This is a genomic window from Streptomyces sp. NPDC047981, from assembly GCF_040653315.1.
Lineage (GTDB): Bacteria > Actinomycetota > Actinomycetes > Streptomycetales > Streptomycetaceae > Streptomyces.
The window spans coordinates 111,541-137,337 of record NZ_JBEZNQ010000004.1 but is presented as its reverse complement, the minus strand read 5'-3'; the positions used below and the strand labels follow the sequence as shown (position 1 = coordinate 137,337).

The following is a 25,797-nucleotide window of genomic DNA, read 5'->3' as shown; positions in this document are numbered from 1 at the left end:
GGGTCTGGTGCCGTGCATCGCAAGGCGGAGGAGGGAGTCAACGCGGAGCGTTGGCGACCGACGACAACGCGGCGAGGCGCGGTGCCAGGGCCCGCGAGCCCGGCATGATCCAAACGAGAGGCCCTGAGGCTACCGCCCCAGCCGTCACGCCGCGTGCAGCGCCAGCCGCGCCCCGAACTCCCGCACCACCGGCTCCCCCGCGAACGGGTCGAGACGCTCCTTCAGGTCGTCGAGGTACTCCGCCCCGCGCGAGGACCGCAGCGTCGCGAGGAGTTCGAGGGCGCGCGTGCCCGTGTGACAGGCCTGCTCCACCTCGCGCCGCTGCACCTGCGCCGAGGCCAGCAGCACCAGACCGATCGCCCGCCGCCTGGCCCGCGTCTCGGGATGGCCCTCCAGGGACTCCTCGGCCGCCCGCGCCGCCGCCTCCGCCTGCCCCAGGTCCCGGTGGCAGTGGGCCAGTTCGTCGGCGAGGTAGGCGTGGTCGAAGTGCGCGATCCACGCCGGGTCGTCGCCCGACTCCGGCTCCGCCCGCTCCAGGGCGCGTACGGCACGCCCCGCGACCGCCTCGAAGGAGTGGGCGTCCCCGAGGAGCGCGTGCCCCCGGGCCTCCGCCGCGAAGAACATCGCCTCGGCCCTCGGCGTCACCCGCCCCCGCGCGCCCTCCTGCGCCGCCCGGGCCAACTGCGCGATCTCCCGCGGGTTTCCCAGCTCGGCCGCGAGGTGACTCATCGAGGCGGCCAGCACATAGCCGCCGTACGCCCGGTCCCCCGCGGCCTGCGCGAGCCGCAGCGCCTGGATGTAGTACCGCTGGGCGAGCCCCGGCTGCCCGGTGTCCACCGCCATGTACCCGGCCAGCTCCGTGAGCCGCGCGACCGCCGCGAACAGCTGCCGGCCGACCACCTCGCGGTACGAACCCGAAAGCAGCCCGGCCACCACGCTGTTCAGGTAGTGCACCACCACCGGCCGCACGTGCCCGCTGCCGAACCGCCGGTCCAGGTCTACCAGGGCCGCCGTCATCGCCCGGACCGCCTCCACGTCCGAGACCCCGACCCGCGCCCCGGCCGACCGCGCCACATGCGCGTCCGCGCCCGTGATCAGCCAGTCCCGGCTCGGCTCCACCAGCGCCGAGGCAGCGACCGTGGAGCCGGACAGGAAGTCCCGCCGCCCCACGTCGGACCGCCACAACTCGCAGACCTGCTCGATCGCGCCCAGTACGGTCGGCGCGAACTGCAGCCCCACGCCCGCCGCCAGGTTCTTGCCGTTCGCCATCCCGATCTCGTCGATCGTGACCGTCCGGCCCAGCTTGCGGCCCAGTGCCTCCGCGATGATGCCCGGCGCCCGCCCGCGCGGCTGCTGCCCGCGCAGCCAGCGCGCCACCGACGTCTTGTCGTACCGCAGATCGAGACCGCGCTCGGACCCGACCATGTTCACCCTGCGGGCGAGGCCCGCGTTGGAACACGCGGCCTCCTGAATGAGCGCCTGCAGCCGTTCGTTCGGCTGGCGGGCGACAAGTGGCCTGGCTGCTGACATGACTACCCCCTGAGGCCGTGAGTGATCGAAGAGAACTGATCACTGCCCGGCGGATATCCGGTCAATGCCGATGTGAACACGCGAAACCGGACGCATCGGCCACGGGTCACCCCCTCGCGTGGGTCACCCCGTCGCGCGGGGCACGGCCGACACCCCCCACCTCTGGCTACCCCGGCACCGCTCCCCGGCCCCACGCGCGCCCCCGTCCGTGCACCCATGCGCCCCGTCGTGCAGGATCGATGCTCCACACGACGCGGCCCGCCGCCCGTAACCCCAGGTGACGGCGGGAGTTGAGTTCACCGTGGAAGAGACCATCGGAGTCACGGAAGCCGCACAGATCCCCAAGCAGCGAGGCGAGCAGCTGCTGGACAGCGCCGTGCGGTATGCGGAAGAGCGGCACTGGGACGTGTTCCCGGGTACCTGGCTTGAGGCCGTCGAAGGCCGGGAGCGGTGCTCCTGCGGCGCCGAGGAGTGCGCCTCGCCCGGTGCGCACCCGGCCAGGCCCGACTGGTCGACCCAGGCGACCGGCAGCGCCGTCGGGGCGCGGCGCATGTGGTCGAAGCAGCCCAAGGCGTCGATCCTGCTGCCGACCGGGCGCACCTTCGACGCCATCGAGGTGCCCGAGTCGGCGGGCTTCCTGGCGCTGGCCCGGATGGAGCGCATGGAGCTCACGCTCGGCCCGGTGACCTGTACGCCGGACCGCCGGATGTTCTTCTTCGTCCTGCCGGGCGCCGCGGCCAAGGTCCCCGACCTGGTACGGAAGCTGGGCTGGGCCCCCGCGTCGATCGACCTGACCACACGCGGCGAGGGCTTCTACGTGGCGGCCCCGCCCACCCGGGTCGGCGGGAGCGGTGCCGTGCAGTGGGCGCGGCGGCCCACCCCGGCCAACCGCTGGCTGCCGGACGCCGAGGAGCTCATCAGCCCGCTCGCGTACGCCTGCGGAAGGGAAGCAGCGGCCGCACGGGCCCGACGCCCCTGAGAGAACGGCCCTTAGGGTGACCCTCGTACGTGTTCACGGGGACCATCGAAGGGCTACGGACCATGCCTGACCAGGCATCTGACGGAATGTACGAAGAGGCGGGCAGCGCCCCCGGGGGACCGGGAGCGGTGCCCGCCGTTCGCGTCGAGGGGCTGTGGAAGCGCTTCGGGCAGCAGATCGCCGTGAACGGCGTCGATCTCGTGCTGCCCGCGGGCAAGTTCATCGGTCTCGTCGGGCCCAACGGCGCCGGCAAGACCACCACCCTCTCCATGATCACCGGCCTGCTCCGGCCGGACGCGGGCCGCGTCCTGGTCGCCGGGCACGACGTGTGGCGCGACCCCGAGTCGGTGGCCGAGGTCAAGGCCCGGATCGGCGTCCTGCCCGAGGGGCTGCGGCTCTTCGAGCGGCTCTCGGGCCGCGAACTCCTCGCGTACACCGGGCGGCTGCGGGGGCTGCCCGGCGCCGAGGTCGACAAGCGGGCCGCGCAGCTGCTCGACGTACTGGACCTTGCGGGCGCGCAGAACAAGCTGGTCGTGGACTACTCGACCGGTATGCGCAAGAAGATCGGCCTGGCCGCCGCGCTCCTGCACAACCCGGAAGTCCTCTTCCTCGACGAGCCGTTCGAGGGCGTCGACCCGGTGTCCGCGCAGACCATCCGCGGCGTCCTGGAGCGGTACACCGGCTCGGGCGCGACCGTCGTCTTCTCCAGCCACGTCATGGAGCTGGTGGAGTCGCTCTGCGACTGGGTCGCCGTGATGGCCGCCGGCCGGATCCGCGCCCAGGGCCCGCTCGCGGACGTCCGGGGCGACGCGCCGTCGCTGCAGGCCGCGTTCCTGGAGCTGGTCGGCGCGAACGGGCGCGAGTCGGCCGGGCAGTCCCTGGACTGGCTCGGCGGAGGTGCGGCCCGATGACCACGGCGCCCGCCCCCGACTCTCTGACGTCGGTCTTCGTCCGGCTGAAGCTGTCGCTGCTGCGCAACGGGCTGCGCCAGTCGGCCGCGCGGACCGCCGTCTACGTGACGTCCATCGTCGTCACCGCGCTCTTCGGCGCGCTGCTGCTGCTCGGCTTCGTCCTGCTGCGCGGATACGCGGACGCCGCCTCGCTCGCGATCCTGCTGACCGGCGTGATGGCGCTGGCGTGGACCGTGATGCCGCTCTTCGTACCGAGCGGCGACGAGACCCTCGACCCCTCGCGGCTCGTGATGCTGCCGCTGCACCCCCGCCCGCTGGTCCGCGCGCTGCTCGTGGCCTCGCTCGTGGGCACGGGCCCCGCGTTCACCCTGCTCGTCGGCCTGGGCGCGGCCCTCGCGCTGGCGCGCGGCACGGGCGGGGTCGTGGTGGCGGTCCTCGCCGTGCCGTTGGTGGTCCTGGTGTGCGTGGCGCTCTCGCGCGCCGTCGCCGCCGCCAACGTACGGCTGCTGACCTCGCGCAAGGGCCGCGACCTGGCGGTGCTCAGCGGGCTGGTGATCGCGCTCGGGATCCAGGCGGTCAACTTCGGCGCCCAGCGGCTCAGCCGGGCCGGTGGCCTGTCGTCGCTCGAACCGGCGACGGCGGTCGTGAGCTGGCTGCCGCCCGCCTCGGCTGTCGCGGCGGTGGACTCGGCGAGCCAGGGCGACTACGCGGTCGCGGCCGTCCAGTTGCTGCTCACCGCCGTCGCGCTGGGGGCGCTGCTGTACTGGTGGCAGCGGAGCCTGGTGCGGCTGATGACCGAGCCGGACGGCTCGACCATCGGCGCGGCACCGGACACGGCCGGCGGCGGCCGGGAGTCCACGGGCCGGCTCGCGCGGCTGCTGCCCGGCGGGCGTACGGGACCGGTGATGGAGCGCAGCCTGCGCTACATCTGGCGCGACCCGAAGACCAAGATGGGCTGGATCACCTCGCTCGCGATGGGAGCGATCGTGCCCATGTTCAACGCGCTCCAGGGCGCGGGCTCGGTCTACTGGGCCTGCTTCGCCTCCGGGATGCTCGGCATGCTGATGTACAACCAGTTCGGGCAGGACACCTCGGCGTTCTGGATGGTCGCGCAGACCATCTCCACGCCCGCGGACGCGTACGCCGAACTGCGGGCGCGGGCGCTGACGCTGCTGGTGATCACCATGCCGTTCACGGTCCTGGTGACGGTGGGCACGGCGGCCGTGTCCGGCGCCTGGTCGTCGCTGCCGGACGCGCTGGGCGTGGCCTTCGCGCTGCTCGGCACGATGCTGGGGGTCGGGGCGCTGGCCTCGGCGCTGTTCCCGTACTCGATCCCGCAGGACAGCGCGTACAAGAACGTGGCGCCGGGCCAGGGCGGTCTCGCCTGGATCTCGATCATCGGCGGCATGTTCGCGGCGGCGCTGCTGTGCGCCCCGGTGATCGGCGCGGCGATCTACCTGAACGTCACGGACGAGACGTCCCTGCTGTGGCTCCTGCTGCCGCTGGGCACGCTGTACGGCGCGCTGTTCCTGTGGGCCGGCCTCAAACTGGCGGCCCCGCGCACGGCCCGCCGACTGCCGGAGATCCTGGCGGCGGTGAGCAAGGGTTAGCGACTCGGCTGATGCGTACGGGAGCCCGTGCTCGTGCAGGTGCACGGGCGCGGGCTTCCGGCCGAACAGGCGCCTCCGAATATCGTGCGAATTCGAACCAATTCTTTATCTTCGCAGGCCAGTTGGTCGTTCCACCTTGGACCAGCTGCGCCCGGAGCGCTCTCAGCGAGGGGCACACCCGTTCCCAACAGGCCGAACGTTCGGTCGTGACCGGAAAGCGGCGACGGATGTGCGATCACCCTCCGCATCGGCAAGACTCCGGGGCGCAATCAGGCAGCACCCGCCCCGAAAGGAATCTCCATGCGTCCCCTGCTCCGTGACACCGCCTTCACCACCGCGCTCGCCACCGGCCTCGCGCTGATCGGTGTCGCCGCGACCCCGGCCTCCGCGCAGGCCGAGCCCACGCGCCTGTACCCGCCGTCGGCGCTGGTGCTCTCCGTGGCCAAGGGCGAGTCCGCGGCGACGGCGACGGTCGAGCGCGCGGTGACCCTGAGCTGCGCCCCCACGGCCGAGGGCACCCACCCGGCGCCGGCGGCGGCCTGCAAGGAGCTGAGCGCCGTGGACGGCGACTTCGCCCGCCTGACCCGCCTGAACGCCGCCGCCCCGTGCACCCGCATCTGGGACCCGGTCACCGTCACCGGCGAGGGCATCTGGAAGGGCAAGCGCGTGACGTGGTCGGCGACGTACGGGAACACGTGCGAGATGAGCGTCGGGATGTGGAAGAGCGCGGTCTTCGAGTTCTGACCGTTCTGACACGCGCACCCCAGGGGAGGGCCTCCGTCCGGAATCCGGGACGGAGGCCCTCCCGGCTGTCAGAAGGCGCCGTTCAGGTCCGACCAGTCCCAGGGCTGCGGCTCGCCCGGGTACACGCCGCCCATGCCGTTGGCGGCGTACTTGACGACGCAGGCGCCCGACCAGCAGTTCGGCCCGGTGTAGCTGGGCGTGGCGACCGCGGCGAGGCCGGGGCCGCGACCGCTGAAGTCGCCCACACCGATGACGTACCTCATGGTGTTCCAGCCGGAGCCGACCAACTTCCGCGCGCCGATGTATCCGGGCCCGCCCGGGTAGAACCAGAGCTTCCCGGTCGACGCCTCGCGGGCGAGCAGGTCGGCATGGGAGTCGCCGTTCATGTCACCGGCGCCGACAAGGTCGTTCATGCCGTTCCAGCCGCCGCTGCCGATCAGCTTCCGCGCACCGAGACCACCGGAGGCGGTGCCCGGGTAGAGCCACAGCTTCCCGGTGGACTTCTCGATCGCGACGAGATCGCTGCGACCGTCCCTGGTGAGGTCGCCGAAGGCGGTGATCTGGGCCATGCCGTTCCAGCCGCCGCTGCCGATCAGCGTCCGCGCCCCGAGAGCGCCGGTCCCGGTGCCGGGGTACAGCCACAGCTTCCCGGTGGACGCCTCCGCCGCGATCACGTCCTCCCGGCCGTCACGGCTGAAGTCGCCGTGACGGGTGAGGGCGCTCATCCCGTTCCAGCCGGCCGAACCGATCATCCGGCCGGTCAGGTCACCCGGCAGGAACCACAGCCGGCCCGCCTGGTCGCGGACGACGACGTCCGCGCGCTGGTCACCGTTCATGTCGCCGAAGTCGGCCGCGTACATCGCCTGCGTCGAGGACCACTCGGGGTAGGCCGGCAGGCTGCACTCCCGGGCGGTGGGCACGAGCTTCACGGAGCTGAGGCTGTTGGTGCCGGGACCTCCCCAGTTGGCGGCCGCCGGATCGGGCGCGACGACCAAGGAGCTGTCGGCGTAGTTCGCGTCGCTGTGCAGGCAGGCGTACTGGGACGTGCGGTTGACGATGGTCCGGATCTTGTTGTCCCAGGACCCCAGCGTCGCCACGCTCTTGTCCGTCTTGAACATGGTGCCCGTGGCGTTGTCGGTCTGCCACGCGCAGAAGTAGCCCTTCGGGCAGTCACCGACGGCGGCCTGCGCGGGCGTCGCCCCGAGGAGCCCGGCCGAGGTGAGCCCCAGCGCGGTGACCGCGGTGACCAGGCGTCTTCCCCAAGATGTGCGCAATCTCTTTCCCTCCCCTGATGCGGCGCGGACAGGTGCTCGACGCGCCGCCGAGGGGGACCGTACAGGGCGGCTCCGTCACTCCACCGCGCGGGTGACCATCAGGTGCAGGAGCCCCGGCTCCACGAACGGGTCCTCGTCGGTGGGCCGGGAGCGCCAGTCCAGGGGCCAGGTCGCCCCGTCGAGCGCCGGCACCCCGACGAACGCCTCGCTCCGCCCGCTCCGACTCAACGCCCGCGCGGGCGCCGGCCAGGCGTGGGCGGCGGCGGTCTGCGGAGGCAGCAGGAAGTACAGGTTCCGCTCCCCGGTGGCCTCCCGCACGATCGGCCCGGCGCGGAAGTCGGTGAACTCCATGAGCCGGTACGCGACGTCCTCCCCGAGAAACCCACCGACGCGGACCGCGTCGAAGTGCACGCCGGCGTGACGGAGGGCGTGACCGGTGGCGGGAACCCAAGAGGGCACCCTGTCAAGTGACTTGCGCGAATTCATGACACCAGCTTTGCGGCGCGGATCTACTGTGACCAGGGCCACAGCCTGTTTGTGCAGGGCTGTGCAATCGGGGAGGTGTGCTGTGAACAAGGGGAACGGCAGGGGCCCGGGGGCGGCGAAGGCCTTCGGGAGGTTGCTCCGGTTCTTTCGGGAGCGGGCGGGAATCGCGCAGGAGACGCTGGGCAAGGCGACCGGATACTCCAAGTCCCAGGTGGCCATGATCGAGCGTGGGGAGCGGCGCGCGAAGGGCGACTTCGTCGCCATCGCCGACGAGATGCTCGGTGCACAAGGTGCACTTTTGGAGCTGGCCGAGGAGGTTCCGCTCAGCGCGGTGGTCGCATGGTTCGAGGACTACCTGGAAGCGGAGGCTAAGGCCGCCGGGATCCATGCGTACTCGAACCATCTGATCCCCGGACTGCTCCAGACCCCGGACTACGCGCGAGCGGTCTTCAACTGCGCCAACCCGCCTTGGGAGGACGACGAGCGGGAGACCATGATCGAGTCACGCATGGCGAGACACGCGTTGTTCCACCGCAGGCCCTTCGCCCTGATCAGGTTCGTACTGGAGAAGATCGCGCTCACCCGGCCCATCGGCGGACCGGCGGTCCTCAAGGGCAACCTGCTCCACATCCTCGAAGTCGCCCGTCTTCGCAACGTGGAGATCCAGGTCATGCCGGAGAACCGGGAGACCCATGCCGGGCTGGACGGCCCGTTCACGCTGCTTGAGACGGAAGGCCGCAAGGACCAAATCGTCTATGTCGAGGGTCAGAGCGGGAGGTACTTTCTCACTGAGCAGCCCGAGTTGGGTGACGCGTTCGCTCGCTACGGCTCCCTGCGAGCCCAGGCACTCACCCCGGAAGAGTCAGCAGTCTTCATCGAACAGGTGGTGCGGAAGCTATGAGTAACGATCTCAACTGGTTCAAGAGCAGTTACAGCAGCCCCCAGGGCGGCGACTGCGTCGAGGTCGCCGCCTGCCCCCACACCGTCCACGTCCGGGACTCCAAGGACACCACCATCCCCGCCCTCACCGTCTCCCCCGACGCCTGGAACCGGTTCCTTTCGGGCGCGGTCCGGTACTGCCAGCAGGCCTAGGGCGCGCCCCATCCGGCGGCGCGCCTACAAGGCCTCGTCGGCAAAGCGGAGCAGTCCGAGTGCGGCAGCAGCCGTGAACATGCGTCCTGCCTGGTGCGCTCGACCCGCCCACTCGGCGCGCCGGCGCTTGTGCGGCATCCGCCACCGGGGGCGACCGGGCTGAGGCAGGGCGTCTGCGTACTCCTCGAACGCCATCATCGTGGCGAGCAGCGCCCAGCCTCCCCAGTCCTCCTCGCACGGCTTGCCGAGGATGGTGAACTGGTCCCGCATCGCTGTCACGGTCCCTCCGGCCACCGCCTCGGCGCCACCTTCCGCCCGTACCGAGTCGAAGTAGTGGTCGACGACGGCTTCTACCTCCGCAAGGAAAGAGGCCAGTTCGAGTGAGGGTGAGCAGGGGACGGTAGCCGGCGTCATCAGCACCCTGAAGGGCGCCGACGCCGACTGGCTGCGGCGGACGCGCAGTCCGGTCGCCACCGCTGTCAGAAGGTCCCCGGTGAGACCCGCGGCATGAGCGTGCTGTTCGGGCACGTCGGAACGCGCGGTGAACTCGACGGCCCGCCGGGCCGGCACATGAGCCGCGACCCAGAGCCACTCCGCCGCCCGACCGTCCTCGACTCCCGGCACGAGCGCGCGTATCCGCTCCACCACCTCTCCCTGCAGGAGAGCGACCAGGTTCTGGCTGTATCCCGGTGGCCAGCCACGGTTGATGAAGTCCTGGAGCGGATCGCCGTACGGGCCACCGATGGTTCGATCCGGTGCGATGGAGCGCCACCTCCAAGTCCTCAAGGGCGGGATCAGAGATCGCGTCCACGGAGCGGAGTTCCGAGACGATCCCCACCTGGGGAACCAACCCGGGGATACCCGCCGTTGCGCCGGCATGAACTCCATCCGGGAAACCCCCGACGTCCTGCGTTACACCGCCTTCTCCGACGACCCCGAGGGAGGCAATCCCGCCGGAATCGTTCTCGACGCCACGGGCCTCAGCGACGACGACATGCTGGCGATCGCCGCCGAAGTCGGTTACAGCGAGAGCGCGTTCCTGACAGCGCCGTCCGAGGGAGCGGGCTCCGGCGCGTCGGAGGCGGGGCGCGCGTACACCATCCGCTACTTCAGCCCCAAGGCGGAAGTGCCCTTCTGCGGTCACGCCACCGTCGCGACGGCCGTGGCCCTCGGTGAGCGCATCGGCCCGGGCGACCTGGTGTTCACCACGCGGGCCGGGACCGTGCCGGTCACCGTGACGCGCGAGGGCGGGGCTCTGCGGGCCACGCTCACGAGCGTCGAACCGCACATCGAGGAGATCGCGGCCGATGACCTGGCAGAGGCGCTCGCCGCGCTCGACTGGCCGGCCGGCGACCTCGATCCCGCCCTGCCTCCCCGCATCGCCTTCGCGGGCGCCCGCCATCTGGTCCTTGCCGCCGCGAGCCGAGAGCGCCTGGCCCACCTGGCGTACGACTTCGCCCGCCTGGAGGCCCTCATGCACCGGCTCGACCTGACGACGCTGGAGTTGGTCTGGCGCGCCTCCGCGGAGGTCTTCCACGTCCGCGCCCCGTTCCCGGTGGGCGGCGTGGTCGAGGACCCGGCGACCGGGGCGGCGGCCGCCGCCTTCGGCGCGTATGCCCGCGAGCTCGGACTCGTGCCCGAGGCCACGGTCCTCACCCTCCACCAAGGCGAGGACATGGGACGCCCCGGCGTCCTCACGGTGGAACTGCGGGCGGGCGACCGGCGGATCAGGGTCGGCGGCACGGGGACCCGCATCCCGGCCTGATCCACACGGCAGGCGGCCCTGGTGCGCGCGGGAGCAAGCTGTCGGGCTTGCTCCCGCCACCGGCCCCCTAGGACCTGTCCGGCCGATCACCTGCCGGAGCAAGTGTTCGTGGGGTCCGTCAGCTGCGTTTCTCTGAACCACCGCGGAACTGCAAGGCAACCTCGGCAGCCTTGGAGAGGCTCTTCTCATCTGCCAGCAGCACCTGAGCGGATGTGCCGGAGTCGGCCCATGCGCACAGGATCGGGCGGCCGGTGGTCGACGCCAAGAAGCCACAGCTCAGTTGGCCGCCCCAGGGCCCCGCCTCGAACGCGGTGACCTCCGTTGCCCGCGCCCCGGCGAAGACGTTGCGCATTTCGGAGGTCATGGTGTGCGAGCGCTTGGCCTCGGCCAGGTTCGCGTCCCATTCAACGGCGTTGATCTGAAGCACGGCGCCCACCGGCCCCTCCCCGGGACCGTCGTAGAACCATCTTTTGCCCGACGGCTTCTTCCCGGAGGTCTTCCGCTCGTACTCGGCGGCTTCCGCGCCGGACAGCAGCCGGTATCCGCCAATGCGTGGGGCGGCGTCGATGACGCGCTTGGCTTCCGAAGCCCCCGCTGTGGCGGAGGGGGTCTGGACTGCGGGGGCCTGGACGGCGGGGGCTGCCTCGGCGGCAGGCGGCTCTCCCTCAAAAGAAAACGCCCGTATCAGACCCACGGCCGCAACAGCCAGCAGAACGCCGCGGACGATGTTTCCGCGGCGCATGGCAAGGGCCGTAACGTGCTCGGCGGCAACCGCGCTGGTCGGCACCGGGCCGCGGCGCCAGGCTTTGGTGGTGAACCAGATGACAACCATCGCTACGGCGGTGACAAGGAGCGTCCCCACTGCCTGGCCGTCGGCGAAGCTCTGCGAGTCGGGGTCGATGGACGACATGATCATGGCGGAATCGTAAAGCTCGTCGCATACATGTTCGTATCGCGACGTAGTCACGATCCCGCATCGACAGGTCACCCCCCGTCAGGCTGTGCCGGAGTTCGGCGGACGGCTTCGTCGCATGATCGGCCGGACAAGTCCTAGTCCTGCCAGTAGAAGAGCAGCGCCCCCACCGTCAGGGGCCCGCGGGAGCCGAAGAAGTACACGCAGAGGTCCGTGACGACGGTCGCGCCGGTGTCCCAGTCGATCCAGTGGAAGCCCGCCGCTTCGAGGGCCTCGCGGGCGCCGGAGTCCGCGGAGCCCTCGTAGCCCTCCTCCTCGTCCGTGGCGAACGGGCCCAGCGTGCTGATGTGGAGGCGGCGCCCGGCGGCCTCGATGACGTGGTACGTCCCGTCGCCCTGCTGGTTGTCCTCGCCGCAGGAGACCGGGGGCTTCGGATCGAGGCCCGCGGCCGTGAGGGCGGCCGTGGCGCGGCCGAGTCGGTCGTCGACGTCGGGGCGGGCGGGCGGTTCGGTGCACAGGGCCTCGATCCGCCACCGCGGGTCGCTCGTGGGCTCGCAGCCGGGGACGTACTCGTGGACGATCGCGGCGCGGATGTCCTCGTCCAGGTCCTCGACCTCGACGCGGGGGCGGCCCAGGCTCTCGTACAGCGAGCGGGTCTCGGCGGTGTCCTCGGTGAGGCCGTGGAGCGCGTACGCCGCCCACAGCTTCGCCTCGGTGGTCGGCGCCTCGCCGATGTAGGCGCGCAGGCGGTCCGGGTCGTCCGCGCACCACTGGGCGCGGTGCGCGACCTGCCGGTCCGGGTCCGCGAGGACATCGGTCACGTCCTCGTCGGCGCGGTAGCGCATCCGGAGGCGGAAGAGGCGGTCCTCGGGCCGGTCCGTGCCCAGGTCCGCGAGGATCGTGGCCACGCCGTGGCGGTCGACGAGGCCGTCCAGACCGGCCTCGCCGGCGGCACGGGGCCCCTGCCACAGCGAGGCGGCGAGGGTCGTCAGGTCGTGCAGCGCCGTGCGGTCGCCGAGCAGGCCACGCGCCTTCAGGAACGCCTCCCGCATGCCGTACCAGGTGTCGCCGGCGCGGTCCTCGTGCCGCAGCCAGGGCAGCAACTCCTCCCGGTCGGCGAGCAGGTCGAGCAGGTCGCGGCGCACCTCGGGCGCGTCGTCCGGGTCGCCGATGCGGGCGATCAGCTCGGGTACGGACTCCTCCGGGACCCTGCCCGTCAGCGCGCTCACGCAGGGCTTCCGGCGCCACCACGGGTGGCCGGGGTCGGCCACGTACCGGGCGAGCGTCGGGGCGTCGACCTCCAGGAGGCCCGCCCTGTCGAAGTGTCCGGCCTCCGGTATCAGCGTCTCGATGCTTCGCATGCGGGGAGGCTACTGGCCCCGCACCGTCCTGAGCAGGGGAATTCCCTGCGGTGACCCTGGGTCGGCGGTCTGCGCCACCATGGACGTATGGCAGCCGTCGAGGTGGCGATCGTCGAGGCACCCTCCGTGCTCGGGCTGTGGCCGTCCGGGGTGCAGGAACTGCCCCGGGCGCTGATGGACGCCGGTCTCCGCCGGATCGCCGGGGGCGTGCGGACGGAGCGGGTGGGGGCGCCCGTGTACGACCCCCGGCGGGACGCGGCGACCGGGGTGCTGAACCCGGACGGGATCGCGCGGTACTCCGTGCTCCTGGCCGATGCCGTGGGCGGGGTCCTCGACCGGGGGCGGTTTCCCCTGGTGCTCGGCGGGGACTGCAGCATCCTGCTGGGCAATCTGCTGGCCCTACGGCGCCGGGGGCGGTACGGGCTGCTCTTCCTGGACGGGCACACCGACTTCTACCAGCCCGAGGCCGAGCCGAGCGGCGAGGTCGCCTCGATGGAGCTGGCCATCGCCACCGGGCGTGGTCCCCGGCTGCTGACCGACCTGGAGGGCCGGGTGCCGTTGGTGCGGGACGAGGACGTCGTCGTGTTCGGCTACCGGGACGCCGCCGAGTCCGCCGCCGACGGGATGCAGCCGCTGCCGGCGGAGCTGTACGCCCTGGACCTGGACGACGTCCGCGCGGCCGGCGCCGCCGATGCGGCCCGGGGCGCGGTCCGGCGGCTCACGGGGGCCGAGCGGGCCGGGTTCTGGGTCCACCTCGACGTGGACGTGCTCGACGACGCGATCATGCCGGCCGTGGACTACCGCCAGCCCGGCGGTCTGACCTGGGCGGAGCTGGAGGACGTCCTCATCGCCGCGCTCTCCGACGGACACGCCGTCGGACTCGACGTCACGATCTTCAACCCCCGGCTCGACACGACCGGCGCCCTCGCGGCCCGCCTCGCCGAGTGCCTGCGGCGGGTCCTGGCGGAGTGAGTCCCGTACGCGGAGTGAGTCGCGTACGTCGCGTATCGCGGGGTGTATCGCGGGCGTATCGAAAAGCGCATACGGCGTCGCAACCGGCCTCCGTTTCTCATGGGGGCATGAATCATGGCTCCTTCCCGTCCCGTCCGGGCCGCCGCACGCTCAGGACCGTGCTCGTCAGCCTGGGCGTCCTCGGTCTCGCGAGTGGGCTGTTCGTCGTGCGCGGGCCGCTCATGATGGCCGCCCCCGCGTGCCGGGCCGGGCGGTGGCACGGCTGCTACGACACGTTCAACGGCCTGGTCCTCATGACCCTGGTCGCCGTGCCCTTGTCCCTGGCCGTGGTGTGGGCGCTGGCGCGCCTTCGGCGGGCGCGCGGCGTCGACCGGCGCTCGGCGTGGCGGTGGTCGCTGGCCGAGGTGGGCATGGTGCACGGGACGCTGCCGTTCCTGGGGATGACCCTGATGCCGGGCGGCGGGGCCGGTGTCGTCCCCGCCCGGGTGAGCCTGGTGCCGCTGCGGGACCTCGTCACGATGGGCTCGCTCGGGATCGTCGGCAACCTGCTGGTCTTCGCGTCGCTGGCGTTCTTCGCTCCGATGCGGTTCGCCGCCCTGGCGTCCGTACCGCGGATCCTGGCACTCGGGGCGGGCTGCTCGGTCCTGGTCGAGACGGCACAGTACGTCTTCCAGCTGGACCGGGTGTCCTCCGTCGACGACGTCCTGGTCAACGCCACCGGAGCCGTACTGGCCGGGCTCGCGTCGCGCCGCTGGTGGCGGACGAGGGCGCCGCTGGAGCCCCTGGAGCCCTCGGACCCACCGCGACGGCCCGTACCGGCGGCGGGGTGAGTGGGGGCGGGTCGCGGGTGAGTGGGGGCGGGTCGCGGGTGAGTGGGGGCGGGTCGCGGCGCATACGTCGGCGATATGTCCCGCTGCTTAGGCTTCGGGCATGCGCGTACTGATCGTCGAGGACGAGCCCTACCTGGCGGAAGCCGTCCGTGACGGTCTGCGCCTCGAGGCGATCGCCGCCGACATCGCCGGCGACGGCGAGACCGCCCTGGCGCTGCTCGGCGTCCACTCCTACGACCTCGCCGTCCTCGACCGCGACATCCCCGGCCCCTCGGGCGACGAGGTCGCCCGGCGCATCGTCGCCTCCGGCAGCGGCATCCCCATCCTCATGCTGACCGCCGCCGACCGCATCGACGACAAGGCCTCCGGGTTCGAACTCGGCGCCGACGACTACCTCACCAAACCGTTCGACCTGCGGGAACTCGTCCTGCGGCTCAGGGCGCTCGACCGCAGGCGCGCGCACGCCCGGCCCCCGGTCCGCGAGATCGCGGGGCTGCGGCTCGACCCCTTCCGCCGGGAGGTCTTCCGCGACGGCCGGTACGTGGCCCTCACCCGTAAGCAGTTCGCCGTGCTCGAGGTCCTCGTCGCCGCCGAGGGCGGGGTCGTCAGCTCCGAGGAGCTGCTGGAGCGCGCCTGGGACGAGAACGCCGACCCGCTCACCAACGCCGTGCGCATCACCGTCTCCGCGTTGCGCAAGAGGCTCGGCGAGCCCTGGATCATCGCCACCGTGGCGGGGGTCGGCTACCGGATCGACACCGGGGGCGGGGACGGCTCCCGGTCCGGGGGCGGGTCCGGGGTCGGGGGCGGGGACGGCTCCGGGAGTGGAGACCGGTCCGGGGGCGGCTCCGCGTCCTCGTCCGATCGTGCGCATGGTTAGGCGCCCCGGGCTCAGCGTCCGGCTGAAGCTCACCCTCTCCTACGCCGGGTTCCTCGCCGTCGCGGGCGCCCTGCTCCTGGCCGTGGTGTGGGTGTTCATCCTGCGCTACGTACCCGACAAGGACCAGGGCCTCCTGGGGATCTCGCCCAACCGCTACCTCCTCGTGCGCACCTTCGCGCCCGCCGCCGCCACGGCGATGGCGTTCCTGCTCGTGTTCGGCCTCGTCGGGGGCTGGCTCCTCGCCGGCCGGATGCTCGCGCCGCTCACGCGGATCACGGCCGCGGCGCGCCTGGCCGGAAGCGGGTCGCTGTCCCACCGGATTCACATGGAGGGCCGCCGGGACGAGTTCCGTGAACTCTCCGACGCGTTCGACTCGATGCTCGGCCAACTGGAGTCGCACGTGGCCGAGCAGCGCCGGTTCGCCGCGAACGCCTCCCACGAGCTGCGCACCCCGCTGGCGATCTCGCGGGCCCTGCTCGACGTCGCCCGCGAGGACCCGGCGCGGGACCGGGACGAACTCCTGCGGCGCCTGCAGACGGTCAACACGCGGGCGATCGACCTCACCGAGGCCCTCCTGCTGCTCAGCCGCAGCGACCGCAGGACCTTCACCCGCGCGGAGGTCGACCTCTCCCTCGTCGCCGAGGAAGCCGCCGAGACCCTGCTCCCGCTCGCCGAACGGCGCGGGATCACGCTCGACGTCACGGGTGGGGCGACCATGACCAGCGGCTCCGCGGAGCTCCTGCTGCGGATGGTCACGAACCTCGTCCAGAACGCCGTCGTCCACAACCTGCCCGCGGGCAGGGCCGGTACCGTCACGGTCCATACGCAGGCGGACGGCGACACGAGCGTGCTGCGCGTGGAGAACACGGGTCCCGTGCTCCCGGCGGAGCTGGTACCGACCCTCGTCGAGCCGTTCCAGCGCGGCGCGGAACGCGCCCGCGACCCGCGGGCGGCCGCCGAGGAGCACGCCGGTGTCGGCCTCGGTCTGGCCATCGTGCAGAGCGTCGTCCGCGCCCACGACGGCACCCTCGACCTCGCCCCGCGCCCCACCGGCGGCCTCGTCGTCACGGTCCGGCTCCCCGGAACGGCCTGCGCGGGCCGACCCGAGCAGGCGGGCCGACCGGAGTAGGCGGGCCGACCCGAGTACGACGGGGCCGACCGGAGTACGGCCGGCGGCCGCCGTTACTTGATGACCTCGACCTTCTTGTCCCCCGCCGCCTTTCCGAGCTTGACCGTGCCCGTCTCCCGGTTGCTCGCGCGGTCGGCGCCGTCGGAGCCCTGGCCGGCGAGGCCGACGACGGCCGCGGCGGCCAGGGCGGCGAGCGCGAGGGCGGCGGTCGTGGCGAGGGTCTTCTTCATGGGGAGTCCTCCCGTGGGTGGCGCGGCGTGAAGGTGCCGTGAACGTATCGTGCGAACACCCGTTCAGGGAATGGGGTGTTGGGGCACACCGGCCCTTGTCGGGCGGCCGGAACGCCCGACTGACGCGTCGGGAAAAGTCGACACGTCGGAATCTTCCGACACCGGCACCCGGCTCCCCCTGCGGCGGATCGAAGGGGTCCTGGCGGACTGAACCCGCTCCCCCTCCCCCGCCGCCGGGACCGGGGCCGGGACCGAACGAGTGGACTCACCGGGGCGGCGGGGCGAGGAAGGCGTGCGGGTGGGGGCGCGCGGGTCACGTTGGCGTTCCGGATCCCGCCCCCGGGTCCGGACCCATGGATCCGGACCCATAGATCCCGACGCCGGATCCCGCCCCCGGATCCCGAACTGGAAGAGACGCCCGCCATGCGCCGTATCCCCGCCCGTCGACGCCGACTGTTCGCCGCAGCGCTGCTGGTGGCGTCCGTCCTCGCCCCGGTGGCCACCGCCCCCGCGACGGCCGTACCGGCCGACCACACGGCCCCGGCCTCCGACGCGGGCCCCGGCCCCTCCGGCGGCTTCGGGCCCGAGCTGACCGCACGGCTGGACAGAACCATCGAGGACGTCCGCGTACAGGCCGGGATCCCCGGCCTCGTCGTCGGGCTGTGGATGCCCGGCAAGGGGCGCTACGTCCGCGCGACCGGCGTCGCCGACAAGGTCACCGGCGAGCCGATGTCCACCGACCTCTTCGTACGGATCGGCAGCGAGACCAAGACCTTCACGGTCACCGCGCTCCTCAAGCTCGTCGACGACGGCAGGATCAAGCTCGACGACCCGATCGCCAAGTACATCGCGGGAGTCCCCAACGGCTGGAAGATCACGCTGCGCCACCTCGCCGAGATGCGCAGCGGACTCTTCCCGTACACCGACGACGCGGACTTCCAGCACGACCTGCTGTCCGACCCGAGCCGCACCTTCACCCCGTACGAGGTGCTCTCGTACGGCTACACGCACAAGAACACCTTCGCGCCGGGCGCCCAGTTCCAGTACTCCAACAGCAACCTGATCCTGCTCGGCCTGGTGGTGGAGAAGGTCAGCGGGCACCGGCTCGTCGATTTCCTGGAGAAGCGCGTGCTCCGCCCGGCCAAGCTGCGCCACACGCTGCTGCCGGAGGGCCCCGAGTTCCCCGAGCCGCACCCGCGCGGCTACACCAACCAGACGCTGAGCGGCCAGGTCACCGACTCCACCGACTGGAACCCCAGCTGGGCCTGGGCGGCCGGGGCGATGATCTCCAACCTGGAGGATCTGCGCCGCTGGGCGAGGATCGTCGCCACCGGCGAGCTGCTCAGCCCGCAGACCCAGGCGCAGCGCCTGAAGTTCCTGCCCACCGGCTTCCCCGGCACCGCCTACGGCCTCGGCATCATGAACAGCGGCGGCTGGATCGGGCACAACGGCTCCATCCCGGGGTACGAGACAGTGACCGTCTACCTGCCGAAGCTGAAGGCCACCCTGGTGCTGATGCTCAACACCGACATCACCAGCCAGGGCCAGGAGCCGAGTTCGCTGGTCGCCCGCGCCATCACCCAGGTCGTGACGCCGGACAACGTCTACGACCGGCCGGTGCCCCCGCGCGTGGCCGCACCCGCGCTGCTCCCCACGCGGTGAAGTAGGCGCCGCGGCCCCGGTCATGATCCGCCGGACAGGCCCTAGGAGGTGAGGACGCCTTCGAGGAACGGCTCGATGGCCGTGCGCCAGGCGTCCGGGTGGTCGTAGTGCAGGAGGTGGCCGGCGTCCGGGATCTCGGCGTACGCCCCGCGCGGGAGGACACGGACCATCTCCTGGGCCTCGGCCCGGCCCAGCTCGCCGTCCAGGCCGCGGACCACGAGCGTGGGGCAGCGGACCTGGGCGAGCGAGTCCCAGTGGGCGTCGTGGACCCAGGTCTCGCGGGAGGTCAGCATCTGGGCCGGGTCGAAGACCGGGTACCAGCCGTCGGGGCGCTCGGTCATCACCTCGGCGAAGAACTCGCCGCGCGCCGGGTTCGGCCGCTCGACCCAGGGGTCGGCCTCGCCGAACCACTGCCGCACGCCGTCGAGCGAGGCGAAAGGCACCGGCCAGCGACGGAACCAGTCCGTCCACTCGCGCTGGGAGGCGGCGCCGAGGGCCGAGGCGCGCATGTCGCAGATGACCAGCGCGCGGACCAGGTCGGGATGCTCGGCCGCGAGCTGCCAGGCGGTCAGGGCTCCCATGGAGTGCCCGACGAGGGTGACGGGGCCGAGGCCCAGCTGCTCGACGGCGGCCGCCGCGTCCGCGACGTACGCCTCGCGCGTGAAGGGTCCGGCGGCGGGCTTCTCGCTCCGGCCGTGACCGCGCTGGTCGAGGGCGACGACCCGATGGCGCCCGGCCAGCCAGCGGGCGGTGGGGGCCCAGTGCGAGGCGCTCCCCATCAGGCCGTGCAGCAGTAACACCCCGGAGCCGGCCGTCCCGGCGGGCGCTGTCTGCTCTTCCGTGAACTCCCAGGCAGCCAGGCGTACGCCGTCGGCCCCGGTGACGTCGAGACGTCGCACCATGTTCCCTGGCACCCCCTCTTTCCATCGAGCGTGTCGAGCCCCGCCAGACTATCGAACCCGTATTCGAAAATGAGGATCTGCCATGCAAACCCCCTCGTTCGAGTGACCACGCTCAAGGATTGACGCGCGCCGCCGAGGGGAGATCTTCAGCGGGAGGCGGACCGCTCGGGGAAAACGGTCCGAGGGGAATGACCCTGGGAGCTCGGGGCTCCGGGTCAGCACAGGGGAGGACAGGCCCCGGCGCCCATGGGCGCCGGGGCTCCTTGTCTGCTGAGGCACCGCCCCCGACGACTCCATCGCACCCACCCCTCCCGGTCCTGTGAACCGAACCCAGCGTGGCACGCCGAGGGGCGCGGGCGTGGCGATTCCGCCGTAAAACGGGCCGGGGCATGTGACGGGGGCCTGCGGAGGTCTGCGGGTACTGCCCACGGGCGCCTTCGGGGGCCTTCCCGCGGGGGTCTGCGGGACCCGCTAGCGCTTCGCCACGAAGACGTGCGCCGCGACCTCCGCGTCCAGCTCGGCCGCCTCGCCGCTGCTGCCGACCAGGACACCGCCCGCCGACTCCGTCACGCTCACGACCGAGCCGGGCTGCACGCCCGCCCGCCGCAGCGTGTACATCAGCTGCGCGTCCGTCTGGATCGGCTCGCCGATCCGGCGCACGATCACCGTCTTGCCGTCCGCGCCCGCGTCCAGGTCGGCGAGCGACACCATGGAGTCGTCCAGGAAGGACTCCGCCTCGGCCTTCTCGCCCAGCTCCTCGAGACCCGGGATCGGGTTGCCGTACGGCGACTCCGTCGGGTGCCGCAGCAGCTCCAGCACGCGCCGCTCGACGGCCTCGCTCATGACGTGCTCCCAGCGGCAGGCCTCCGCGTGGACCTGCTCCCACTCCAGGCCGATCACGTCGACGAGGAGACACTCGGCCAGGCGGTGCTTGCGCATCACGCGCGTCGCCAGGCGGCGGCCCTCGTCCGTCAGCTCCAGGTGCCGGTCGGTGGCGACGGCCACCAGACCGTCCCGCTCCATCCGGGCCACCGTCTGGCTGACCGTGGGGCCGCTCTGGTCGAGGCGCTCCGCGATCCGGGCGCGCATGGGGACCACGCCTTCCTCTTCGAGCTCGAGGATGGTGCGGAGATACATCTCCGTGGTGTCGATCAGTCCGGACATACGTGCCCCTCGATGAGTCGTGCGCTGGCCCTGCACCAATTCTGACGCATCCCACCGACAACCGTGCCGCGCGGGGGAAACGCCGGGCAAAGACGGTATTGACAGAGCAATGGTCCAGACCGCACGGTGATCCGCGACACGACGACAAGGAGCTTCCGCAATGGGCGACAGCGCGCGCGAGTCCAAGCTGGCAGGGCAGTTCTTCGATGCCGCGATCGGCCTGCTGCAGCAGGTCCGCGACCAGGACTCCGAGGAGATCGCCGCCGCGGGGACAGCGATCGCCGAGACCGTGGCGGCGGGCGGCCGGCTCTTCGCCTTCGGCGCCGGCCACTCCTCCCTGGCCGCCCAGGACGTCGTCTACCGGGCCGGCGGCCTCGCCCTCATGAACCTGCTGGCCGTCCCCGGGGTCGTCGGCGTCGACGTCATGCCCGCCACGCTCGGCTCCGCCCTGGAACGCGTGGACGGCCTCGCGGGCGCGGTGCTCGACTCCTCGCCCGCCAAGGCGGGCGACGTCCTGATCATCATCTCCCTCTCCGGCCGCAACGCCCTGCCCGTCGAGATGGCGATGAACGCCCGCGCCCTGGGCCTGACGGTGATCGGGGTCACCTCGGTGGCGTACGCGACGGAGACGAAGTCCCGGCACGTCTCGGGGACGTACCTGAAGGACCACTGCGACATCGTCCTCGACTCGCGGATCGCGGTCGGCGACGCCGAGCTGACCCACGAGGGCATCGAGGCGCCCTTCGCCCCGGCCTCGACGGTCGTCACCAGCGCCCTGATGCAGGCCACCATGGCCGCGGCGGCGGAGGAACTGGTCCGCCTGGGCATCGAACCGCCCCTGCTCCGCTCGGGCAACGTCGACGGCGGCCACGAGTGGAACGGCCGCGTGATGACCGAGTACCGCGACCGGATCTTCTTCCGGCACTGACCGACACGTCCGGGCCGTACCGACGCGTCCTGGCCGTACCGGCCCTCAGCGGTCGAACCGCACCGCGACCGTCAGGCCGCCGCCCTCCGGGTTGGCGGTCGCGGTCGGGGTCGCGCCGTGGGCGCGGGCGACCGAGTCGACGATCGACAGGCCGAGGCCCACGCCCTCGCCCGGGGCCTGGGTGCGGGCGGAGAGGCGGCGGAAGGGCTCGAAGAGCAGCGGGACGGTCTCGGGCGGGACGACGGGGCCGGTGTTCGTGACCTCGATGCCCTCGGGGCCCGTACGGACCACGACGCGTCCGTCCGGGACGTTGTGCCGGACCGCGTTCGCCACCAGGTTGTGCGCGAGACGCTCCAGGAGCGCCGCGTCGCCCCACACCGTCAGGGGCCGGGCGTCGACCACGACGTCGATCCCCCGCTCCGCCGCCTCGGCGGCCAGCTCCCGCGCCGCGCGCTCCGCCACCTCGTCCACCGCGACCGGGCGCCGCTCCTTCAGACCCTGGTCGCAGGAGGCGAGCAGCAGCAGTCCCTCGATGGTGCGCTCGCTGGTGTCGGCCACCTCGATCAGCTTCTCCCGGATCCGGGCCACGCGCTCCGGTCCCGGGTCACCCGCGAGGCCGATCTCGGCGGCCGCCCGCTGCACGGCGACCGGGGTCCGCAGCTCGTGCGCCGCGTTCGCCGCGAACCGCTGCTGGGCCGAGACGAGGCGCTCCATGCGCCCGAGCATCTCGTCGAAGGTGTCCGCGAGGCGCTTCAGCTCCCCCGGCGGCCCGTCGAGGGCGATCCTCTCGTGCAGGTTCTCCCCGGAGAGGCGGCGGGCCGTGTCCGTGATCACGGCGACCGGGCGCAGCACCCGGCCCGCCATCCACCAGGCGAGCGCCACGGAGAGGACGGCGTACGCGGCGAGGACGAGCAGGGAGACGGTCAGGAGGCGTTCGAGCGCGGCGCTCTCGGCCGCGTCGCTCAGGGTCCTCGTGATGGCCAGGCCCTGCGTCGGGACCGTGGGCGTGGCCTCCCGCCAGGCGGGGCTCGGCGAGGCGGCGGCCGGCAGGTCCTGGAGGCGCTGCGCGGGCACCGCGGTCGTCATGGCCACGCTGATCGAGGAGTACAGGCCCTCCTTCACCAGGAAGTACACGACCCCGGTGAGCAGCGCGCCCGCGAGCAGGAGCAGCCCTCCGTAGAGGGCCGTCAGGCGGGCCCGCTCGCCGCCCATGACCTTCGTGGCCGCTGCCCTCAGACCCGCCCTCATGACGCGATCCGGTAGCCCGCGCCCGGCACCGTCTCCACCACCGGCGGCTCGCCGAGCTTCGCGCGGAGCTTGCTCAGGGTCACCCGTACCGCGTTGGTGCGGTAGCTGGTGTGTTCCTCCCACACCTGCTCGATCAGGTCCTCACCGCTCACCACGGCCCCCTCGGCGCGCAGCAGCGCCTCCAGGACCGCGAACTCCTTGCGCGACAGGTGCAGGTGCCGCCCGTCGCGACTGGCCTGGCGGCGGGCGGTGTCCAGGACGATCCCGGCCCGCTCCAGGACGGGCGGCAGCGCGGGCCGGGCGCGCCGGCCCAGGGCCAGGACCCGAGCGAGCAGTTCGTCGTACGCGAAGGGCTTGGTGAGGTAGTCGTCGGCGCCCAGGCCGAGCCCCTCGACCCGGTCCCGTACCGTTCCGGCGGCCGTGAGCATCAGGACCCGGGTCATCAGGCGCTGCTCGACCACGCGGCGGCAGACGTCGTCCCCGTGCATGCCGGGCAGGTCACGGTCGAGGACCATCACGTCGTACTCCCCGAACTGAAGCTTCCGCAGGGCTTCGAGGCCGTCGCCCGCGACGTCCACGGCGAGCGCGTCGCGGCGCAGCCCCTCGGCGATCATCTCGGCGAGAAACGCCTCGTCCTCCACCACCAGTACACGCATGGCCCCTGTCTATCCCGACCGGGGCTTTCGTCTCCGTAAACCGATCCGCTGAGAGAAACGAAACCCCTCCCGCGCGCAGGCTGCCGCCCATGACGATCACCGGACGTACCACCCGAGGCACCACCGCGCGCACCACCCGGCGCACCCGAGAGACCTTCCAGCTGGCCGCCGTCGCCTCCCTCGCCGCGCTCTGCCTGCTGACCACCGCCGCGTGCGCCGGCGGGGGCGGCGACGGAGCGAAGGCCGGCGGCGGCTCGGAGAGCGTGAGCGACGAGGGCAAGAAGGCCGACCAGGCCCTGGAGCACCGCAAGTGCCTGCGCGAGCAGGGCCTCGACGTGCCCGAGCCCAAGCCGGGCGAGGAGGGTGTCGGGCTGACCATCGGCGGCGACGGCATGTCGAAGGAGAAGATGGAGAAGGCGTTCAAGGCCTGTCAGGGCAAGGGCGGCGCCGGCATGGGCAAGGAGCCGACCCAGGCCGACAAGGACAAGATGATCAAGTACGCCCAGTGCATGCGGAAGAACGGCTTCGACATGCCGGACCCGACGTTCGGCGAGGGCGGGATGACCGCGGCGCGGCCGATACCGCAGGGCGAGCAGGCCAAGAAGTTCGAGAAGGCCAACAAGGCCTGCGAGAGCGTGTCGCGATGAGCCGGCGCAAGCTCGTGGCGGCCCTGGCGACGATCGTCGTCGTCGCGGGCGCCGGGGTCGCGGTGACCGCGCTCGCCGCCCCCGAGGAGCGCGGGCCCGCGGCCGAGTCGAGGAAGCCGCCCGCGACGACGCCGATCACCCGGGGCGACCTGAGCGACAGCTCCCAGCAGGACGGCACGCTCGGCTACCTCGGCGAGCGGAAGATCAACGCCGGGCCCTCCGGGATCCTCACCCGGATCGCCCCGACCGGCTCGACCGTCGCGCGGGACGAGCGGCTGTACGAGGTCGACGGCAGGCCCGTCCGCCTGATGTACGGCGCCGAGCCCATGTACCGGACCCTGAAGACCGGCGACAAGGGCAAGGACGTCCGGCAGTTGGAGGAGAACCTGGCCGCGCTCGGCTACGCCGGCTTCACGGTCGACGAGGAGTACACGGAGAAGACCGCCGCCGCCGTGAAGCGCTGGCAGAAGTCGCACGACCAGAAGCAGACCGGGACCGTCGGCCCCGACGCGATCGCCTTCGCCGGGAGCGCCGTGCGCGTCAAGGAGGCGGGCGCCGCGACCGGCGACCAGGTGGGGCCGGGCCGTCCGGTGCTCACCGTGACCGGCTCCGAGCGGGTCGTCCGGTTCAAGATGCCGGTCGCGGACGCCGGTGCGGCGAAGACCGGGACCCGGGTCACCGTCCAGCTCCCGGACGGGACGAGCGCGCCCGGCAAGGTGTCCTCGGTGGGGAAGACCGCCTCGTCGGGCGACGACCCGCAGGACCGCACGCCGAAGATCGACATCACGGTCTCCTTCGACGCGCCCGGCAAGGTCACGGGCGTGGACCAGTCCCCGGTCACCGTCGACCTCACCGGGGAGACCCGGAAGAACGTGCTCTCCGTCCCCGTCAACGCGCTGCTCGCCCTGCCCGGCGGCGGCTTCGGCGTCCAGCTCGTGGAGAGCGGCGGGCGGACCCGGGACGTCCGGGTCGAGCTCGGGATGTTCGGCCAGGGCCGGGTGGAGATCAGCGGGGACGGGCTGCGCGAGGGCATGAAGGTCGGGGTGCCGTCCGTATGAGCATGCGTACGGGTATGGGTACGGGCCCGGGTGCCGGTGCGAGCACGGGTGCCGGTGCGGGCACGGCTACCGGTGCGGGCACGGGTGCCGGCGCGGGGGCAGGTACCGGTGGCGGGGTGGCTGCCGCCGTCGTCAGGCTCTCCGGGGTCACCAAGGAGTACGCGGGCGGCGTCCGCGCGCTCGACGGCGTGGACCTCACCGTCCGCGCCGGCGAACTGCTCGGCATCGTCGGCCCGTCCGGGTCCGGCAAGTCCACGCTGCTGCACATCGTCGGCACCCTGGACCGGCCGAGCGCCGGGACCGTGGAGATCGCCGGCCATGACGTGGCCGCGCTGACGGACCGCCGGCTGTCCGCGCTGCGCTCGCGCCACATCGGCTTCGTGTTCCAGGCCTTCCACCTGGTGCCGGGGGTCGGCGCGCTGGAGAACGTCGCCGAGGGGCTGCTGTACTCGGGGCTCCCCCGGGCGCGGCGGCGGGCGATGGCCGCGGAGGCGCTCGCCCGCGTCGGGCTCGCCGACCGGACGAAGCACCGCCCGCACGAGCTGTCGGGCGGCCAGAAGCAGCGCGTGGCCATCGCCCGCGCGGTGGTCGGCGAACCCGACCTGCTGCTGGCCGACGAGCCGACGGGCGCGCTCGACTCGGCGTCGGGGGAGGCGGTGATGGAGCTGCTGCACGAGCTCAACGGGCAGGGCTCGACGATCGCCGTCATCACCCACGACACGGAGATCGCCGCCCGACTGCCGCGCCAGGTCCGGATCCGCGACGGCCGGGTCGTCGCCGACACGGCACACGGAAAGGTCGCGGCGTGAGGGCGGGAAGCGGCCGGGAG

The 25,797-nt window shown here is 72.5% G+C and carries 27 protein-coding genes; 16 read left to right on the top strand and 11 right to left on the bottom strand.

Translation table 11 applies throughout. The annotated features are described in order from the left end of the window. Positions 1-144: 144 nt before the first annotated feature. Positions 145-1,530: a transcriptional regulator gene (locus AB0E14_RS04365; RefSeq protein ID WP_362411727.1), complete on the bottom strand. Its 1,386-nt coding sequence runs from the start codon at positions 1,528-1,530 to the stop codon at positions 145-147. Positions 1,531-1,831: 301 nt separating this feature from the next. On the opposite strand from AB0E14_RS04365, the gene AB0E14_RS04360 reads away from it, so the two are divergent. The 4 genes from AB0E14_RS04360 to AB0E14_RS04345 all read left to right on the top strand — a co-directional run bounded on the left by AB0E14_RS04360 (position 1,832) and on the right by AB0E14_RS04345 (position 5,774). Further along, positions 1,832-2,509: a bifunctional DNA primase/polymerase gene (locus AB0E14_RS04360; RefSeq protein WP_362411724.1), complete on the top strand. Its 678-nt coding sequence runs from the start codon at positions 1,832-1,834 to the stop codon at positions 2,507-2,509. A gap of 86 nt (positions 2,510-2,595) precedes the next feature. Continuing rightward, positions 2,596-3,420, top strand: a complete 825-nt coding sequence (locus AB0E14_RS04355) for an ABC transporter ATP-binding protein (protein WP_362411887.1) — start codon at positions 2,596-2,598, stop codon at positions 3,418-3,420. Then, positions 3,417-5,030, top strand: coding sequence for a transporter (locus AB0E14_RS04350; RefSeq protein WP_362411721.1), 1,614 nt, complete (start codon positions 3,417-3,419; stop codon positions 5,028-5,030). Before AB0E14_RS04355 ends, AB0E14_RS04350 begins: the two co-directional genes overlap by 4 nt. 300 nt (positions 5,031-5,330) lie before the next feature. Next, a complete protein-coding gene (locus tag AB0E14_RS04345; RefSeq protein WP_362411718.1) occupies positions 5,331-5,774 on the top strand; it encodes a subtilase-type protease inhibitor in 444 nt (147 codons plus the stop codon). A gap of 68 nt (positions 5,775-5,842) precedes the next feature. Here the strand turns inward: AB0E14_RS04345 and AB0E14_RS04340 are convergent, their stop codons facing one another. Beyond that, positions 5,843-7,048 carry a peptidase inhibitor family I36 protein gene (locus AB0E14_RS04340; protein WP_362411715.1) on the bottom strand — a complete coding sequence of 402 codons (1,206 nt, stop codon included), beginning with the start codon at positions 7,046-7,048 and terminating at the stop codon, positions 5,843-5,845. Between the two features lie 75 nt (positions 7,049-7,123). Next, a complete protein-coding gene (locus tag AB0E14_RS04335) occupies positions 7,124-7,534 on the bottom strand; it encodes a hypothetical protein (RefSeq protein WP_362411712.1) in 411 nt (136 codons plus the stop codon). An 82-nt stretch (positions 7,535-7,616) separates the two neighbouring features. Between AB0E14_RS04335 and AB0E14_RS04330 the strand changes: the two genes are divergently transcribed. Both AB0E14_RS04330 and AB0E14_RS04325 read left to right on the top strand, forming a co-directional pair. Further along, positions 7,617-8,435 carry a helix-turn-helix transcriptional regulator gene (locus tag AB0E14_RS04330; protein ID WP_362411709.1) on the top strand — a complete coding sequence of 273 codons (819 nt, stop codon included), beginning with the start codon at positions 7,617-7,619 and terminating at the stop codon, positions 8,433-8,435. After that, the gene (locus AB0E14_RS04325) at positions 8,432-8,626 is read left to right on the top strand and encodes a DUF397 domain-containing protein (protein WP_362411706.1); all 195 of its coding nucleotides are present in this window, start codon (positions 8,432-8,434) and stop codon (positions 8,624-8,626) included. Before AB0E14_RS04330 ends, AB0E14_RS04325 begins: the two co-directional genes overlap by 4 nt. A 24-nt stretch (positions 8,627-8,650) precedes the next feature. Here AB0E14_RS04325 and AB0E14_RS04320 read toward each other — a convergent pair whose 3' ends face one another. After that, positions 8,651-9,412, bottom strand: a complete 762-nt coding sequence (locus AB0E14_RS04320) for a hypothetical protein (protein ID WP_362411703.1) — start codon at positions 9,410-9,412, stop codon at positions 8,651-8,653. Between the two features lie 91 nt (positions 9,413-9,503). Between AB0E14_RS04320 and AB0E14_RS04315 the strand changes: the two genes are divergently transcribed. Continuing rightward, positions 9,504-10,391, top strand: coding sequence for a PhzF family phenazine biosynthesis isomerase (locus tag AB0E14_RS04315; RefSeq protein ID WP_362411700.1), 888 nt, complete (start codon positions 9,504-9,506; stop codon positions 10,389-10,391). Positions 10,392-10,509: 118 nt separating this feature from the next. On the opposite strand, the gene AB0E14_RS04310 is transcribed toward AB0E14_RS04315, so the two are convergent. Together AB0E14_RS04310 and AB0E14_RS04305 are read right to left on the bottom strand one after the other, a co-directional pair. Continuing rightward, entirely contained in the window at positions 10,510-11,307 is a 798-nt protein-coding gene (locus AB0E14_RS04310) for a hypothetical protein (RefSeq protein ID WP_362411697.1), read from the bottom strand. 134 nt (positions 11,308-11,441) lie between these two features. Then, positions 11,442-12,665 carry a hypothetical protein gene (locus AB0E14_RS04305; RefSeq protein ID WP_362411694.1) on the bottom strand — a complete coding sequence of 408 codons (1,224 nt, stop codon included), beginning with the start codon at positions 12,663-12,665 and terminating at the stop codon, positions 11,442-11,444. 87 nt (positions 12,666-12,752) lie between these two features. Here AB0E14_RS04305 and AB0E14_RS04300 point away from each other — a divergent pair, with 87 nt between their 5' ends. From AB0E14_RS04300 to AB0E14_RS04285, 4 genes are all read left to right on the top strand, one after another. Beyond that, positions 12,753-13,637, top strand: a complete 885-nt coding sequence (locus AB0E14_RS04300; RefSeq protein WP_362411691.1) for an arginase family protein — start codon at positions 12,753-12,755, stop codon at positions 13,635-13,637. Between the two features lie 107 nt (positions 13,638-13,744). Beyond that, entirely contained in the window at positions 13,745-14,467 is a 723-nt protein-coding gene (locus tag AB0E14_RS04295; protein ID WP_362411688.1) for a VanZ family protein, read from the top strand. Between the two features lie 100 nt (positions 14,468-14,567). Further along, positions 14,568-15,344, top strand: coding sequence for a response regulator transcription factor (locus AB0E14_RS04290; RefSeq protein ID WP_362411685.1), 777 nt, complete (start codon positions 14,568-14,570; stop codon positions 15,342-15,344). Beyond that, positions 15,337-16,473: a HAMP domain-containing sensor histidine kinase gene (locus AB0E14_RS04285; protein WP_362411682.1), complete on the top strand. Its 1,137-nt coding sequence runs from the start codon at positions 15,337-15,339 to the stop codon at positions 16,471-16,473. Before AB0E14_RS04290 ends, AB0E14_RS04285 begins: the two co-directional genes overlap by 8 nt. 53 nt (positions 16,474-16,526) lie before the next feature. Here AB0E14_RS04285 and AB0E14_RS04280 read toward each other — a convergent pair whose 3' ends face one another. Then, positions 16,527-16,703: a hypothetical protein gene (locus tag AB0E14_RS04280; RefSeq protein ID WP_362411679.1), complete on the bottom strand. Its 177-nt coding sequence runs from the start codon at positions 16,701-16,703 to the stop codon at positions 16,527-16,529. Between the two features lie 423 nt (positions 16,704-17,126). On the opposite strand from AB0E14_RS04280, the gene AB0E14_RS04275 reads away from it, so the two are divergent. Further along, a complete protein-coding gene (locus AB0E14_RS04275) occupies positions 17,127-18,365 on the top strand; it encodes a serine hydrolase domain-containing protein (protein WP_362411676.1) in 1,239 nt (412 codons plus the stop codon). A gap of 41 nt (positions 18,366-18,406) precedes the next feature. On the opposite strand, the gene AB0E14_RS04270 is transcribed toward AB0E14_RS04275, so the two are convergent. After that, entirely contained in the window at positions 18,407-19,267 is an 861-nt protein-coding gene (locus AB0E14_RS04270; protein ID WP_362411673.1) for an alpha/beta hydrolase, read from the bottom strand. Between the two features lie 471 nt (positions 19,268-19,738). After that, positions 19,739-20,431, bottom strand: a complete 693-nt coding sequence (locus tag AB0E14_RS04265; protein WP_362411670.1) for a metal-dependent transcriptional regulator — start codon at positions 20,429-20,431, stop codon at positions 19,739-19,741. Between the two features lie 160 nt (positions 20,432-20,591). On the opposite strand from AB0E14_RS04265, the gene AB0E14_RS04260 reads away from it, so the two are divergent. Next, positions 20,592-21,359: an SIS domain-containing protein gene (locus AB0E14_RS04260; RefSeq protein ID WP_362411667.1), complete on the top strand. Its 768-nt coding sequence runs from the start codon at positions 20,592-20,594 to the stop codon at positions 21,357-21,359. A 45-nt stretch (positions 21,360-21,404) separates the two neighbouring features. On the opposite strand, the gene AB0E14_RS04255 is transcribed toward AB0E14_RS04260, so the two are convergent. Continuing rightward, complete coding sequence (locus AB0E14_RS04255) at positions 21,405-22,571, bottom strand: ATP-binding protein (RefSeq protein WP_362411884.1); 1,167 nt, start codon at positions 22,569-22,571, stop codon at positions 21,405-21,407. 32 nt (positions 22,572-22,603) lie between these two features. After that, positions 22,604-23,263, bottom strand: coding sequence for a response regulator transcription factor (locus AB0E14_RS04250; RefSeq protein ID WP_362411664.1), 660 nt, complete (start codon positions 23,261-23,263; stop codon positions 22,604-22,606). 89 nt (positions 23,264-23,352) lie between these two features. On the opposite strand from AB0E14_RS04250, the gene AB0E14_RS04245 reads away from it, so the two are divergent. The 3 genes from AB0E14_RS04245 to AB0E14_RS04235 are packed head-to-tail and all read left to right on the top strand — an operon-like array spanning position 23,353 to position 25,777. Next, a complete protein-coding gene (locus tag AB0E14_RS04245; protein ID WP_362411661.1) occupies positions 23,353-23,910 on the top strand; it encodes a hypothetical protein in 558 nt (185 codons plus the stop codon). Then, positions 23,907-24,968: a peptidoglycan-binding protein gene (locus AB0E14_RS04240; RefSeq protein WP_362411658.1), complete on the top strand. Its 1,062-nt coding sequence runs from the start codon at positions 23,907-23,909 to the stop codon at positions 24,966-24,968. Before AB0E14_RS04245 ends, AB0E14_RS04240 begins: the two co-directional genes overlap by 4 nt. Positions 24,969-24,982: 14 nt before the next feature. After that, the gene (locus tag AB0E14_RS04235) at positions 24,983-25,777 is read left to right on the top strand and encodes an ABC transporter ATP-binding protein (RefSeq protein WP_362411881.1); all 795 of its coding nucleotides are present in this window, start codon (positions 24,983-24,985) and stop codon (positions 25,775-25,777) included. The last annotated feature ends 20 nt before the right edge of the window (positions 25,778-25,797 follow it).

What these genes read in the sequence shown, in the direction of transcription:
- AB0E14_RS04240 (WP_362411658.1), top strand. Translation starts at nt 23,907, where the DNA reads ATGAGCCGGCGCAAGCTCGTGGCGGCCCTGGCGACGATCGTCGTCGTC.
- AB0E14_RS04355 (WP_362411887.1), top strand. Translation starts at nt 2,596, where the DNA reads ATGTACGAAGAGGCGGGCAGCGCCCCCGGGGGACCGGGAGCGGTGCCC.
- AB0E14_RS04315 (WP_362411700.1), top strand. Translation starts at nt 9,504, where the DNA reads ATGAACTCCATCCGGGAAACCCCCGACGTCCTGCGTTACACCGCCTTC.
- AB0E14_RS04335 (WP_362411712.1), bottom strand. Translation starts at nt 7,534, where the DNA reads ATGAATTCGCGCAAGTCACTTGACAGGGTGCCCTCTTGGGTTCCCGCC.
- AB0E14_RS04365 (WP_362411727.1), bottom strand. Translation starts at nt 1,530, where the DNA reads ATGTCAGCAGCCAGGCCACTTGTCGCCCGCCAGCCGAACGAACGGCTG.
- AB0E14_RS04235 (WP_362411881.1), top strand. Translation starts at nt 24,983, where the DNA reads ATGGGTACGGGCCCGGGTGCCGGTGCGAGCACGGGTGCCGGTGCGGGC.
- AB0E14_RS04275 (WP_362411676.1), top strand. Translation starts at nt 17,127, where the DNA reads ATGCGCCGTATCCCCGCCCGTCGACGCCGACTGTTCGCCGCAGCGCTG.
- AB0E14_RS04300 (WP_362411691.1), top strand. Translation starts at nt 12,753, where the DNA reads ATGGCAGCCGTCGAGGTGGCGATCGTCGAGGCACCCTCCGTGCTCGGG.
- AB0E14_RS04310 (WP_362411697.1), bottom strand. Translation starts at nt 11,307, where the DNA reads ATGATCATGTCGTCCATCGACCCCGACTCGCAGAGCTTCGCCGACGGC.
- AB0E14_RS04245 (WP_362411661.1), top strand. Translation starts at nt 23,353, where the DNA reads ATGACGATCACCGGACGTACCACCCGAGGCACCACCGCGCGCACCACC.
- AB0E14_RS04285 (WP_362411682.1), top strand. Translation starts at nt 15,337, where the DNA reads ATGGTTAGGCGCCCCGGGCTCAGCGTCCGGCTGAAGCTCACCCTCTCC.
- AB0E14_RS04250 (WP_362411664.1), bottom strand. Translation starts at nt 23,263, where the DNA reads ATGCGTGTACTGGTGGTGGAGGACGAGGCGTTTCTCGCCGAGATGATC.
- AB0E14_RS04305 (WP_362411694.1), bottom strand. Translation starts at nt 12,665, where the DNA reads ATGCGAAGCATCGAGACGCTGATACCGGAGGCCGGACACTTCGACAGG.
- AB0E14_RS04290 (WP_362411685.1), top strand. Translation starts at nt 14,568, where the DNA reads ATGCGCGTACTGATCGTCGAGGACGAGCCCTACCTGGCGGAAGCCGTC.
- AB0E14_RS04325 (WP_362411706.1), top strand. Translation starts at nt 8,432, where the DNA reads ATGAGTAACGATCTCAACTGGTTCAAGAGCAGTTACAGCAGCCCCCAG.
- AB0E14_RS04350 (WP_362411721.1), top strand. Translation starts at nt 3,417, where the DNA reads ATGACCACGGCGCCCGCCCCCGACTCTCTGACGTCGGTCTTCGTCCGG.
- AB0E14_RS04260 (WP_362411667.1), top strand. Translation starts at nt 20,592, where the DNA reads ATGGGCGACAGCGCGCGCGAGTCCAAGCTGGCAGGGCAGTTCTTCGAT.
- AB0E14_RS04345 (WP_362411718.1), top strand. Translation starts at nt 5,331, where the DNA reads ATGCGTCCCCTGCTCCGTGACACCGCCTTCACCACCGCGCTCGCCACC.
- AB0E14_RS04295 (WP_362411688.1), top strand. Translation starts at nt 13,745, where the DNA reads ATGAATCATGGCTCCTTCCCGTCCCGTCCGGGCCGCCGCACGCTCAGG.
- AB0E14_RS04280 (WP_362411679.1), bottom strand. Translation starts at nt 16,703, where the DNA reads ATGAAGAAGACCCTCGCCACGACCGCCGCCCTCGCGCTCGCCGCCCTG.
- AB0E14_RS04255 (WP_362411884.1), bottom strand. Translation starts at nt 22,571, where the DNA reads ATGGGCGGCGAGCGGGCCCGCCTGACGGCCCTCTACGGAGGGCTGCTC.
- AB0E14_RS04265 (WP_362411670.1), bottom strand. Translation starts at nt 20,431, where the DNA reads ATGTCCGGACTGATCGACACCACGGAGATGTATCTCCGCACCATCCTC.
- AB0E14_RS04270 (WP_362411673.1), bottom strand. Translation starts at nt 19,267, where the DNA reads ATGGTGCGACGTCTCGACGTCACCGGGGCCGACGGCGTACGCCTGGCT.